Raw genomic sequence first — 13,257 nt, 5'->3', positions numbered from 1 at the left:
CGTGGCGCTGGAGACGGCGTCCGCGCCACCCGCTCCAGTCGTTAGCGAGCCCGGTCGATTGCGCTGACGGCCAACTCCCGCGCAAGATCCGCGTAGAGTTCGGCCCACTTGCCTGTCAAACTGGGATCATCGGTCAGGAAAAGCGGGTGTTCGGCCCAGGCACTGACATCCGCACCTTTCCAGGCCATTTCGAATATCCGCAGTTCCTCGTCCTCGCTGACACCGACGTCGACCAGTTCGCCGAACGAGGCCAGGTTGGAGAGAGACACATTGTCGGCCGCAGTGCCGTGGATAGCGGCCAGCGCGCCGGCCGCCCGCTTGCGCGCATCGTCACGGCTGCCGGCAAGCAAGAACACGATGCTTTCGCCGTGCGCGTTGTTGACCACCGCCCGATACAGCGAAGTTTTGCAGCGCTGGCTCAGTTGCGTGCCCATGGTTGCCCCCGGTTCCGAAAACTGTTCGTCGTTCTGCTCCGCCGCCTGCGTTGCACCGATTTGCGTCTCCAGGCGCTGCTGCCGGTGGCGGTATCTGTCGCTGCTCCAGTACAGGTAAATACCGCACACGAGCAGGCAGGCCAGCGCGAGAATCCCGACGCCTCCAAGTATCGCCAGATCCGCATGCGCCATTTCGGGCCTCCTCAGTCTCGCGCGTGCCATGCCCGCCATTTGCGGGACTTGCGGGCACGCCATCTATCAGAATACGGCGGCCCCGCTCGACTTTTTAAACCGTCCCACGCATGAACCGCACGCGGAGGCGAAGAAGCCGTCTGCTCGCATCGCCAGCGTGGCCATGATCTTGCGAGCGCAGGGACGTTGCTTCGAGTATCTGATGGGAATGGCTAATGATCAACAGAGCACACCTCTCTATTGACCAATCGATCGCGCTATAGGACGCTATCAGGCTTATGCCAATGCGCCGGACGACTGTCACGCCGCCGGCGCCATCTTCCGAAACTACTGCGCCGCATCTATACCCCGGCCAGCGCCGGCAGTTCCAACTCGTGCAAAACGCGTTCGCGCCAGTTGCTCATCTCTGGCTGATAACCCACGCGACTCTGACGCGGCGCGCTTTCCACACGCCTCGGCAGCGGCGCCGGGTAACGCGCACGCTTCTTCTCAAGAATGGCCTGACTCAAGAACTCCGCGCTATACGCTTTCAACAAGTGCGCATGATGTGCTTCGATATACGCGGCGATCTGCGCCTGTTCGCCGTCGATCATGGCCAGCAACGCCAGCGTCTGCGTATCCCAACGAAAGCGCAGGCCGAGTTCATCGAAAGCGGCGTTATAGGCGCACAGTTGCGCCTGGATTTCAGCATGGTGCGCGCTGTCGCCAGCGTCGAATTGCGAGGGGTTCATGGTCGTCTCCGTCAGGCAGGTGGGATGAACGAAGAGTAGAAGAGCGCATAAATAAACAATAGTTAAAGTTTTTTCGAAAAACGATAGTGCTTTGTTTATATATTGGTTTACCCCAAGTGGTCACAGCATCGAGATGCGCGCACCTTGGACAGCCAGCCATCGCCGGCAATCGAGCCATGGGCAAGGGCGACAGCGCATCCATTAGGAATGCCGAATGCAAACCATAAAATGTTTTAACTTTTCCTTATTGCTGTTCTCGCGCAGCATCCACTCAGACGCGCTGCACGACTCATCGCCTCTCACTCGCCGGTTTTTCGCTCCACGGGTAAGGGTTTTCGTTAGTGCAGCTCCCTCTGGCCGACCATTGGCGCCTCGCTGCCGCAAATAAAACGGCGATGAAGCGGTTCGATCACGTAAGTCCAACGCGCCATTTGAGCGCGACGGAATATACAGGAGACGGAGACATGGGACATTCCAGCGCATCGGAAAGAGGCCGCACTGCATTCACGCATCACCGCTGGGTGCAACTCGCGATCGGCATTGTGTGCATGGGACTCGTCGCGAATCTGCAATACGCGTGGACGCTGTTCGTCGTACCAATGGACAACGCCCACCACTGGGGACAAGCGGCGATCCAGACAGCGTTCACGATCTTCATCGTCACCGAAACCTGGCTGGTGCCGGTCGAAGGCTGGCTCGTCGACAAGTTCGGGCCGCGTCCCGTTGTCATTGGCGGCTCGCTGTGCGCGGCGCTCGGCTGGATCATCGACGCCCATGCAAGCAGTCTCGCCGAGCTGTACGCCGCGGCAGTCATTGCCGGGATCGGCGCGGGCTGCGTGTACGGCACCTGTGTGGGCACGGCGCTCAAATGGTTTCCGGATAAGCGCGGTCTCGCGGCGGGTTTGACCGCGGCGGGTTTCGGCGCCGGTGCGGCCGTCACCGTGATCCCGATTGCCGACATGATCCAACGCTCGGGCTACCAGCACACATTCATGTTCTTCGGCATTTTCCAGGGCGTCTGCATTCTGCTGCTCGCCACCATGCTGATTCGGCCGAAGCCGCCCGCCAACGCTGTCGCCGCCAAACGCATCGTTGCCAGCAAGATCGACTATACGCCGGGCGAGATGATCCGTTCGCCGCTCTTCTGGGTGCTGTATCTGATGTTCGTGTTCGTCGCAGCCGGCGGCATCATCGCGACCGCGCAGCTCGGGCCGATTGCGAAGGAATACGGCTTTGCCAAGCTGCCCGTGAATCTGATGGGCATCACGCTGCCGCTCCTTACGATGACACTGTCTATCGACAACCTGTGCAACGGTTTCACCCGTCCCTTGTGCGGCTTTCTGTCGGATCGCATCGGCCGGGAAAACACGATGTTCATGATCTTTCTCGGCGAAGGCGTCGCGCTGCTGGGACTCATGCAGTTCGGCCACAACCCGTACGCCTTCATGTTCTTCGCGGCTGCCGTGTTCCTGTGCTGGGGCGAAATCTTCTCGATCTTCCCGGCGACCTGCGCGGACACCTTCGGCAGCAAATACGCCGCCGCCAACGCGGGAACGCTGTACACCGCGAAGGGCACCGCGTCGATGCTGGTGCCGCTGGCATCGGTGCTGTCGGCGAACGGCGGATGGAGCACGGTGTTCATCTGCGCCGCCGTGGTGTCGATCGCGGCAGCCGTGTCCGCGAAGTTCATCCTCGCCCCCATGAGAAAGCGCTGGATCGAAAACTCAGGCGCGCCGGCCAGCGTCGTTATCGCCGAAGCACGGCTGCAGCCGTCGTCCGGCGGCTCGCCTGATTGACTGACCACGTGAGCGCCCCGCTCACGAAACACCACACTACGCCCCGCCAACAAGGAGAGATGTCATGGCAGAAGCCGACCAGCCCACAACAGACAACACGTCGACACAACAGGCGACCGAGACGACCGACGGATTCCATCTCGTCATCGACGCGCTGAAACTGAACGACATCGACACCATCTTTGGCCTGGTCGGCATCCCGATCACCGACCTGGCGCGTCTTGCCCAGGCGGAAGGCATGCGGTTCATCGGCTTTCGCCATGAACAGCATGCGGGCAATGCGGCGGCCGTTTCCGGTTACATGACGAAGAAGCCGGGCATCTGCCTGACGGTGTCGGCGCCGGGCTTTCTGAACGGACTGACCGCACTCGCCAACGCGACCACCAACTGCTTCCCGATGATCCTCATCAGCGGCTCGAGCGAGCGCGAAATCGTCGATCTGCAGCAAGGCGATTACGAAGAGATGGATCAGTTGAATGCAGCCAAGCCGTACGCGAAGGCCGCTTATCGCGTGCTGCATGCGGAAGATATCGGCATCGGCGTGGCGCGCGCGATCCGCGCCGCGGTGTCGGGCCGCCCTGGCGGCGTCTATCTGGACCTGCCCGCGAAACTGCTCGCGCAAACCCTGGACGCCGTCAAAGCGCAGCAATCGCTGGTGCGCGTGATCGACGCAGCGCCTCGTCAATTGCCCGCGCCGGAATCGGTCAAGCGCGCCATTGATGTGCTGAAGAGCGCGAAGCGTCCGCTGATCCTGCTCGGCAAAGGCGCGGCGTACGCGCAGGCCGACGCGGAGATTCGCGGCTTCGTCGAACAAAGCGGCATTCCGTATCTGCCGATGTCGATGGCCAAGGGCCTGCTGCCCGATACACACGAGCAATCGGCGTCGGCGGCGCGTTCGTTCGTGCTGCAGGAAGCCGACGTCGTCGTGCTGATCGGTGCGCGTCTGAACTGGCTGCTCTCGCACGGCAAGGGCAAGACGTGGGGCGCGGAGCCGAAGAAGTTCGTCCAGGTCGACATCTCGCCGACGGAAATCGACAGTAACGTCGCGATCGCCGCGCCGGTGATCGGCGATATCGGTTCGTGCGTGGCGGCGCTGCGTGAAGGCCTCGATGCGAGCTACAAAAAGCCGGGCAGCGAGTGGACCGGCGCGATCGCGGAGCGCAAGAACAAGAATCTCGCCAAGATGGCCGCGACGCTCGACAAGAACCCGTCGCCGATGAATTTCCACAGCGCGTTGCGCGCGATCCGCGACGTGCTGAAAACACGTCCGGACATCAACGTCGTCAACGAAGGCGCGAACACGCTCGACTACGCGCGCAGCATCATCGACATGTACGAGCCGCGCAAACGCTTCGACTCGGGCACGTGGGGAATCATGGGCATCGGCATGGGCTTCGCGATCGGCGCGGCGGTGACGAGCGGCAAACCGGTCGTCGCGATTGAAGGTGACAGCGCGTTCGGCTTCAGCGGCATGGAACTCGAAACCATCTGCCGTTATGACTTGCCGGTTTGCACTATCGTCTTCAACAACAACGGCGTGTACCGTGGCACAGACGTAAACCCGACCGGCGGCAAGGATGTCGCGCCGACCGTGTTCGTGAAGAACGCGCGCTACGACAAGATGATCGAGGCGTTCGGCGGCATTGGCTATCACGCGACCACGCCGGAAGAACTGACGAAGGCGCTGCTCGAATCGATCGCCTCAGGCAAACCGAGTCTGATCAACGCCGTCATCGACGAAGCGGCCGGCACCGAAAGCGGCCGCTTGACCAATCTGAATCCGCAAAGCGCGGCAATGAAAAAGTAGTCTGGGTAACCACGGAGATTCAACATGACCAAACCTCTCGAAGGCATCAGGATCATCGACTTCACCCATGTTCAAGCGGGCCCCGCTTGCACACAGTTGCTCGCCTGGTTCGGCGCGGACGTCATCAAGGTCGAGCGGCCGGGTTCCGGCGACGTGACGCGCAACCAGTTACGCGATATCCCTGATGCTGACGCGCTGTACTTCACGATGCTCAACAGCAACAAGAAGTCGCTCACGCTGGACACGAAGAAACCCGAAGGCAAGGAGGTGCTCGAAAAGCTGATCCGCGAATCGGACGTGCTGGTCGAGAATTTCGGCCCGGGCGCGTTGGACCGGATGGGTTTTTCGTGGGAACGCCTGAACGAACTCAACCCGAAGATGATCGTCGCTTCGGTGAAGGGGTTCAGTGACGGCCACCACTACGACGATCTGAAGGTCTACGAAAACGTCGCGCAATGCGCGGGCGGCGCGGCCTCCACCACCGGCTTCTGGGACGGCCCGCCGACCATCAGCGCGGCCGCCCTCGGCGACAGCAACACCGGCATGCATCTGGCCATCGGCATTCTGACCGCCCTGCTGGGACGCGACAAAACCGGCAAGGGCCAGAAGGTCGCGGTGTCGATGCAGGACAGCGTGCTGAACCTGTGCCGCGTGAAACTGCGCGATCAACAACGGCTGGAACGTGTCGGCTACCTGGAAGAATATCCGCAGTATCCGCACGGCGAATTCAGCGATGTCGTGCCGCGCGGCGGTAATGCGGGCGGCGGCGGTCAGCCGGGTTGGGTGCTCAAGTGCAAGGGCTGGGAAACGGATCCGAACGCGTACATCTATTTCACGATCCAGGGCCATGCGTGGGAGCCGATCTGCAAGGCGCTCGGCAAACCGGAGTGGATTGACGACCCGGCCTACAAGACCGCGGAAGCACGTCAACCGCATATCTTCGACATCTTCAACACGATCGAAGGCTGGCTCGCCGACAAGACCAAGTTCGAAGCGGTCGACATCTTGCGCAAGTTCGACATTCCGTGCGCGCCGGTGCTGACCATGAAGGAACTCGCCAACGACCCGTCGTTGCGCGCGAGCGGCACGATCGTCGAAGTGCCGCACAAGAAACGCGGTTCGTATCTGACCGTCGGCAGCCCGATCAAGTTTTCGGATCTGAAGCCGGAAGTCACCGCCTCGCCGCTGCTGGGCGAACATACCGAGGAAGTGCTCGCGAGCCTCGGCTACAGCAAGCAGGACATCTTCAACCTGCGCGAAGTGAAAGCGGTTTAATGGTGCTACGCAAGGCCGGGTATCAGCCCGGCCTTGCCGATGCGGCGTCCTGGCGGCGCCGTATTCTATTAAGCATTCGTGTTTTTCAGATCGAGGGGAAGCGCCATGCAAAACGCCATCGACTTCCAGCAACTTGCCAACGCAATCGGCGACGCGATCATCATTTCCGACGCCCACGGCAGCATCACATTCTGGAACCCCGCGGCTGAACGCATGTTCGGCTTCACGCAAGGCGAGGCGCTCGGCAATTCGTTAGACCTGATCATCCCGGAGCGTCTGCGCGGCCGGCATTGGGACGGCTATCACAAGACCATGGCGACCGGCGAAACCCGCTATGGCAATGACGTGCTGCGCGTCCCCGCCGTGCACAAGGACGGACGCTCGCTGTCGATCGCCTTTACGGTCGCGTTGCTGCATTCGCCGCAAAACGAACTCACCGGCATCGTCGCCGTGATTCGCGACGAGACCAGCCGCTTCCAGGAGGACCGCCTGCTGCGCAAGCGGCTTGCGGAGCTGGAGGCATCCGCCGGCGCGTAAGCGCCCTTGCTCCTCGCTCTTTCGGTCCATCGCTGTAGACTCTGCCAGATCGCGTTTTCAATCACACCGGATCAGGCAACATGGACCGCATCGATGCAATGAAGGTGTTCGTCGCCACGCTCGACGAAGGCAGCCTGGCGGGCGCGAGCCGTCGACTCGGCCGCTCGCCCGCCGCGGTTAGCCGCGCTATTGCGTTCCTCGAAGAGCATGTCGGCACGGCCTTGTTGCATCGCACGACGCGCACCATCAAACTGAGCGAAGCCGGCGAACGATATGCCGCCGCCTGCCGCCGCATTCTCACCGATCTCGAAGAGGCCGACCTGCTGATCGCCGGCGAGCGCTCCGCGCCGCGCGGGCTGCTCACGATCACCGCGCCGGTGGCCGCCGGCCAGGACATGCTGCAGCCGATCATCGACGACTTCGTCGACCGCTATCCGGCTGTGTCGGTCCGCCTGAATATGCTCGACCGCCCGGTGAGCCTCATCGACGAAGGGATGGATCTGGCGTTGCGCATCGCTCACCTGCCCGATTCGACGCTGGTGGCAATTCCCGTCGGCGAAGTGCGGCGGGTGGTTGCCGCGTCGCCTCGCTACCTGGCGAAACACCCTCCCATTACCGAACCTTCCGATCTGGCCCAGCATCAGATCATCTCCATGACTCACTTCGGCTTGGACTCGTGGAGCTTTCCGCCGCCGAACGGTTCGACGATTCCGCGCGTGGTGCAGTTCACGCCTCGCTTTATCGTCAACAGTATTCAGGCGGCCGTGGCCTCGGCGGTCGCGGGGCACGGCGTCACCCGCATGTTTTCCTATCACGTCGCCGAACAGGTCAAGGAAGGCACGCTGAAGATCGTCCTGAGCGACAATGAACCCGCCCCGCTGCCGGTCCACTTGCTGACGCCGCACGGACGCCTTGCCGTCCCAAAGGTGCGCGCGTTCGTTGATTTCGCGACGCCGCGTCTGCGCAAGCATTTCACGCAGTCCGAGCGGATTACCACCCGAAATTGAACCGTTTCGCGGAAGAATGTCTGCCGTGCCGTGTGGATTCTCTCTTCAATCGGTTCAATCTAGACTTACCTCCATCGAGATCACCTGGCGCAAGCCGTCGGCCATTCCGGTAATTCACTGATACGACCGACGCCACGCTCGACTCGGCAATCTTCGTCACGGACACACATCCGCACATGGACGGCGGCCCCGGCGTGGGCGCTCCAGGCATTGTTTGTCGCATTGCGAGGCATTGCGGTGCAGTTCGCGATCCTCATGAGAGGCGTTGCGAGCAGTGACCTTCGTACCTTTCGTGTCGAACCGGCCAGCAAGACGAGTCGGCGCGCAACCGAACCGTGGAGGCAGTGATGCAACGTGCAGTCGTCAACGAACCGATCCCGCCGGCATTCAACGTGTGGCGCGGCGCGCTGGCAGGCGCCAGCGCGAGCCTCGTCGGTATCGGCCTCGCGCGCTTCGCCTACACCCCGTTGTTGCCGGCCATTGTCAGCGCGCACTGGTTTCCGGCGTCGACCGCCGCGTATCTCGGCGCGGCCAATCTCGGCGGCTATCTGGCGGGCGCGCTCGCGGGCGGCTGGCTGGCGCGGCGCTTCGACGCGACCACCGTGTTACGCGCGATGATGCTGCTCGCGACCGTCGCGTTCGTCGCCTGCGCCTTTCCGGTTTCGTTTCTCTGGTTCTTCGTCTGGCGCTTCGCATCGGGCCTCGCGGGCGGCGCGCTGATGGTGCTGGCCGCGCCGACTGTTCTCGCGCACGTGACTCCATCGCGCAGGGGCTTTGCGAGCGGTGCGATCTTCAGCGGTATCGGTCTCGGCATTGTGGCATCCGGGACGATCGTGCCGATCCTGCTGCGCCAAGGCCTGATGCAAACGTGGTTGGGACTCGCGGCGATCTCCCTCGCGTTGACGGCCGTCGCATGGAACGGCTGGCCTGGACGAGGCGAATCCGTCGCACAGCACGCCTCGCAACACACACGGCATAGCCAGACCTATCCGGCTGCGTCGCTGCGCGCGCTCTACGCCGAGTATGCGTTGAACGCCGTGGGCCTCGTCCCGCACATGATCTTTCTCGTCGATTTCGTGGCGCGCGGCCTTGGCAAGGGCCTCGACGCCGGCGCGCAATACTGGGTACTGTTCGGACTCGGGGCGATTGTGGGCCCGCTGCTGACAGGTCATCTGGCTGACCGCGCCGGCTTCGGTCCGGCATTGCGTGTCGCCTATGTCCTGCAGATCGTCGCGGTCGCGTTGCCGGCTGTCGTGCGTGGCCCAGCGGCGTTGATCGTGTCGAGCGTCGTCGTCGGCGCATTCGTGCCGGGCATCGTGGCGCTTGTGCTCGGCAGGATCAATGAATTGCTCACTCATCATCCGGCCGCCCAGAAAGGCGCGTGGAGCGCGGCGACCACCAGTTTCGCCGTCTTGCAGGCCGTCGCGGCGTACGGTTTGTCGTTTCTGTTCGCGCACGACGGCGGCAACTACACGACGCTGTTCGTGATCGGTGCGGCGTCTTTGGCGCTTGCTCTCGCGGTGGACCTGTTCGGCGCGCTTCGGTTCGGTCCGAAGCAAGCCTAGCCACTCCGCTGCAGGCGACTCTACCCACTACTCGAACTGTGAGAACCCCATGACCTCGAATGCCCGTTTTATGCAAGCACTCGGCATGCAGCATCCCATCATTCAGGCGCCGATGGCGGGCATCTCGACGCCCGCCATCGCCGCCGCTGTTTCCAATGCCGGCGCGCTCGGCTCGATCGCCGTGGGTGCGAGTACCGCGCAGCAGGCGCGCGAGTTGATCGTCGCGACACGCGCGCTCACCAGCAAGCCGTTCAACGTCAACGTGTTCTGCCATCGGCCGGCTTACAGCGATCCGCTTCGCGAAGCCACGTGGCTGGCGCATCTGCAACCGCTGTTCGCTGAGTTCGGCGCCAGAACGCCGGTCGCGCTCAAGGAGATTTACGCGAGCTTCGTGGTCGACGAGGCAATGCTGCAAGTGTTGATCGAAGAACGTCCCGCTGTTGTCAGTTTCCATTTTGGGCTGCCATCGCGCGAATGGATCGACGCACTGCATCGCGCCGGCATTCTACTGTTCGGATGCGCGACCACTCCGCACGAAGCCTTGCAGATCGAGCAGGCGGGACTCGATGCGATCGTCGCGCAAGGCGCGGAAGCAGGCGGTCACCGTGGCGCCTTCAATCCGGACGACGACACGATGATCGGCACCCTCGCGCTGGTCCGGCTGATCGCCAAACAGTCCACGCTGCCGGTCATCGCCGCGGGCGGCATCATGGACGGTCAAAGCATTGCCGGCGCATTGCTTCTCGGCGCTAGCGCCGTGCAGATGGGCACCGCGTTCGTGCTGTGTCCGGAATCGGGCGCGGATGCCGCCTACCGGCACGCACTGACCAGCCAACGCGCGTACCGGACGGCCGTGACGGCCGCGATCTCCGGCCGCCCTGCACGCGGTTTGAGCAACCGGCTGTATATCGACGTAGACTCGCCGGACGCGCCGCCGCTGCCCGACTATCCGATTGCATACGACGCCGCCAAAGCGCTGAACGCCGCGGCCCGCGCCAAGGGCAATTCCGATTTTGCCGTCCAGTGGGCCGGCCAGGGCGCGCCGCTCGCGAGAGCGTTGCCCGCTGCGCAATTAGTTGCCACATTGATGAGCGAACTTGCCGAAGCGGAGGGTCAGTCACGCTCGCATTCGTTTGCCGGGAAGACGATATGAATACCCCCTCGCAAGTTTCCGTGCCGTCCGGTCAGCCAATGCGCGGCCTCGACTACGCCGCGCGACATGAACGTTACTGGCGCCGCAATCTGGCCGTGTGCGTATTCGGCTCGTTCACCACGCTCGTCAGCCTGAGCATGCTGCTGCCGTTCTTGCCCATCTACGTCCAGCAACTCGGGGTGCAGTCGCAGTCCGCCGTCATCCAGTGGTCGGGCATCGCGTTCGGCGCCACGTTTCTGGGCACTGCTGTCACCGCGCCCGTGTGGGGGCGCCTTGCCGATCGTTATGGCCGCAAGCCGATGCTGGTGCGCGCGGCCGTCGGCATGGCCGTGGTGATGTCGTTGATCGGCATTGCGCACAACGTGCATCAACTCGTCGCCCTGCGTTTGCTCGCGGGTCTCGTGGGCGGCTACTCGTCGGCGTCGACGGTGATGGTCGGCACCCAGGCGCCGAAGGAGCGCGCGGGCTGGGCGCTGGGCGTGCTGTCGACGGGCGCGCTGGCCGGCAACCTGATCGGGCCGCTCGTCGGCGGTTTTTTGCCGGGCTGGCTCGGCATTCGCGGCACGTTCTTCGCCGGCGGCGCCATGATCGCGGTCGCCGCGTTGCTCACGATCTTCGTCGTCAAGGAAGATTTCGACCCGGCCGCTCATTCCGCGCAGCGTTCCGCCGAGCATGCGCCGGCGAGCACGCATCGCAACAACTATCCGGTGATCGCCGCCTTGCTCGTCACCGCGATGATGGTGCTGCTCGCCAACATGTCGATCGAACCGGTCATTACCGTCTATGTGGGCAGTCTCGGCGTGCCGTCACTTCATCTCGCGCGCGTGGCGGGCATCGTGATGGCGTGTTCGGCTTTCGGCAGCATGCTGACGGCCGCGCGCCTCGGCGCATTGGCCGATCGGGTCGGCAGTTGGAACGTGATCGTCGCTTGCCTGGTGTTGACGGGTCTGGTGATGATTCCGCAAGCGTTCGTTCACGCGTGGTGGCAACTGGCGGGATTACGCGCGCTGATGGGCATGACGCTGGCCGGTCTTCTGCCCGCGATTGCCAAACTGGCCCGGCATGCCGTGGAAGAGCACAAGACCGGTCAGATGCTCGGCTATTTGCAGTCGGCGCAATTCAGCGGACAGGTTGTCGGTCCGATTATCGGCGGCGTGATCGCGGTCCATCTCGGGCTGCACTCCGTGTTCTTCGTCACCGGGTCGCTGCTGGTGGCGTGCGCCGCACTTGCACAGTGGGCGCGCACTCGCCAGAGTCTCGCTGCCTGAGCGGCGAGACTGCCGCCGTCATTCGCCCGCGACTGTTTTGCCCGACGGATTCTTCACCCGCGCGTGCAACTGCGTGCGAATCTCGCTCGCGACCGACGGCGGCAGCGGAATATAGTCCAGGTCCTCCGCGGCCTGGCTGCCGTTCGTCAGCGCCCAGTCGAGGAATCTCAGCGTTTCCTCGCCGCGCTCCGGTTTGTCCTGCGTGCTGTGCAGCAAGACATACGTCGCGCCGACAACGGGCCATGCGTTCGCGCCCGCCTCGTTGGTCAGGATCGGAAAGAGCGATCTGGACCAGTCGGCGCTCGCGGCGGCGGCCTTGAAAGTTTCGGGTCCTGGCTGAACCACGGCACCCGACGCATTTTCCATGGCCGCGTACGCCATATGATTCTGCTTCGTGAAGTCCCATGCAACGTAGCCGATCGCGCCCGGCAAATGTTGTACGAAGGTGGCGACTCCTTCGTTGCCTCGCCCGCCTATTCCGCGCGGCCAGCGCACTGAAGTCCCTTCGCCGACCTTGCTCTTCCACTCGGGGCTCACCTGCGCGAGAAAGTGCGTCCAGATCAGCGTGGTGCCTGAACCGTCGAGCCGACGAACCACGGCGATAGGCGTGTCGGGCAGCTTGATCGTGGGATTGATGGCGGCGATGGCCGGAGCATTCCAGCTGACGATTTTGCCCAGGTAGATATCTCCAAGCACACGCCCCGAGAGAATCAACTCGCCTGGCTTGATCCCCGGCAGATTGACGACCGGCACGACGCCGCCGATCACGGTTGGAAACTGAATCAGCCCGTTCTTCATCAACTCGTCGTCGCTCAGCGGTGCGTCCGAGCCGGCGAAATCGACCTGGCTGACCATGATCTCCTTCAAGCCTTCCGTCGACCCGACAGCGCGATAGCTGACCGTGCCGCCACCCGCACGCTGGTATGCGGTGGCCCATTTCGTATAAATAGGCGCGGCAAAGGTGCTGCCGGCGCCAGTGATGTCAGCGCTGTGCGCCGCGACCGCCAGAAAAGCGCCGGCCACACCGGCCAACAATGTTTGTGTATAGCTCACCAAAGACCTCACTCGGAATTGTTGTTGACGCTCATGAAGTGAAGCTCGCCGGGTAACGACGCGTGGCGTGGAGAAACTATTGTCTGGCGGACTTTCTTACGCTTTCAATTTCCACCGGTTGTTCGTCGCGCTGCGGTGTGCCGATCTGAAAGAGGGTTCGCGCAGCGCGGTAATGACAGCTTTTCTTATTACAGGTCGGTGAAGAGCGGGAAGCAAATTGAATCGCTCTATCAACACGGCACGGAAACGACACACCATTCGATTCGCCATACTGAACAGCGTGGCGTCTTCCTCCGAGCGAAGGTAGGTTGAATCGTCGCGTGAATTCTGTTTTGTCCACAGTGCCGGCATGCCCCTCGGGATTTTTACGTTGTAGGATGGATATCGCAGTTGCTAAGCTACCCGACACGCGTCACCTTACGTTCACCTCACTTCCGTC

The 13,257-nt window shown here is 62.8% G+C and carries 11 protein-coding genes; 8 read left to right on the top strand and 3 right to left on the bottom strand.

Annotated features, from left to right (window positions below; genetic code table 11):
• Nucleotides 1-41: 41 nt before the first annotated feature.
• Nucleotides 42-626, bottom strand: a complete 585-nt coding sequence (locus tag B0G73_RS18205) for a hypothetical protein (RefSeq protein ID WP_106282704.1) — start codon at nucleotides 624-626, stop codon at nucleotides 42-44.
• Nucleotides 627-967: 341 nt separating this feature from the next.
• Nucleotides 968-1,357 (bottom strand): hypothetical protein, encoded by a 390-nt coding sequence (locus B0G73_RS18195; protein ID WP_106282702.1) that lies wholly within the window; start codon nucleotides 1,355-1,357, stop codon nucleotides 968-970.
• 464 nt (nucleotides 1,358-1,821) lie between these two features.
• Here B0G73_RS18195 and oxlT point away from each other — a divergent pair, with 464 nt between their 5' ends.
• From oxlT to B0G73_RS18155, 8 genes are all read left to right on the top strand, one after another.
• Nucleotides 1,822-3,153 carry an oxalate/formate MFS antiporter gene (gene oxlT, locus B0G73_RS18190; RefSeq protein ID WP_106282701.1) on the top strand — a complete coding sequence of 444 codons (1,332 nt, stop codon included), beginning with the start codon at nucleotides 1,822-1,824 and terminating at the stop codon, nucleotides 3,151-3,153.
• A gap of 64 nt (nucleotides 3,154-3,217) precedes the next feature.
• Nucleotides 3,218-4,960 carry an oxalyl-CoA decarboxylase gene (gene oxc / locus B0G73_RS18185; RefSeq protein ID WP_106282700.1) on the top strand — a complete coding sequence of 581 codons (1,743 nt, stop codon included), beginning with the start codon at nucleotides 3,218-3,220 and terminating at the stop codon, nucleotides 4,958-4,960.
• 24 nt (nucleotides 4,961-4,984) lie between these two features.
• A complete protein-coding gene (gene frc / locus B0G73_RS18180; RefSeq protein WP_106282699.1) occupies nucleotides 4,985-6,235 on the top strand; it encodes a formyl-CoA transferase in 1,251 nt (416 codons plus the stop codon).
• A gap of 105 nt (nucleotides 6,236-6,340) precedes the next feature.
• Nucleotides 6,341-6,772, top strand: coding sequence for a PAS domain-containing protein (locus B0G73_RS18175; RefSeq protein WP_106282698.1), 432 nt, complete (start codon nucleotides 6,341-6,343; stop codon nucleotides 6,770-6,772).
• An 80-nt stretch (nucleotides 6,773-6,852) separates the two neighbouring features.
• On the top strand, nucleotides 6,853-7,779 hold the full coding sequence (locus B0G73_RS18170) for a LysR family transcriptional regulator (RefSeq protein ID WP_106282697.1): 927 nt from the start codon (nucleotides 6,853-6,855) through the stop codon (nucleotides 7,777-7,779).
• A 347-nt stretch (nucleotides 7,780-8,126) separates the two neighbouring features.
• Entirely contained in the window at nucleotides 8,127-9,344 is a 1,218-nt protein-coding gene (locus tag B0G73_RS18165) for a YbfB/YjiJ family MFS transporter (RefSeq protein WP_106282696.1), read from the top strand.
• Nucleotides 9,345-9,393: 49 nt separating this feature from the next.
• The gene (locus tag B0G73_RS18160) at nucleotides 9,394-10,497 is read left to right on the top strand and encodes a nitronate monooxygenase family protein (protein ID WP_106282695.1); all 1,104 of its coding nucleotides are present in this window, start codon (nucleotides 9,394-9,396) and stop codon (nucleotides 10,495-10,497) included.
• A complete protein-coding gene (locus B0G73_RS18155; RefSeq protein WP_106282694.1) occupies nucleotides 10,494-11,765 on the top strand; it encodes an MFS transporter in 1,272 nt (423 codons plus the stop codon). Before B0G73_RS18160 ends, B0G73_RS18155 begins: the two co-directional genes overlap by 4 nt.
• Nucleotides 11,766-11,783: 18 nt before the next feature.
• On the opposite strand, the gene pstS is transcribed toward B0G73_RS18155, so the two are convergent.
• The gene (pstS, locus tag B0G73_RS18150; protein WP_106282775.1) at nucleotides 11,784-12,818 is read right to left on the bottom strand and encodes a phosphate ABC transporter substrate-binding protein PstS; all 1,035 of its coding nucleotides are present in this window, start codon (nucleotides 12,816-12,818) and stop codon (nucleotides 11,784-11,786) included.
• Nucleotides 12,819-13,257: the final 439 nt, after the last annotated feature.

This window comes from Paraburkholderia sp. BL25I1N1 (assembly GCF_003002025.1).
Classification (GTDB): Bacteria; Pseudomonadota; Gammaproteobacteria; order Burkholderiales; family Burkholderiaceae; genus Paraburkholderia.
This window is presented reverse-complemented; position numbering and strand designations above follow the sequence as displayed.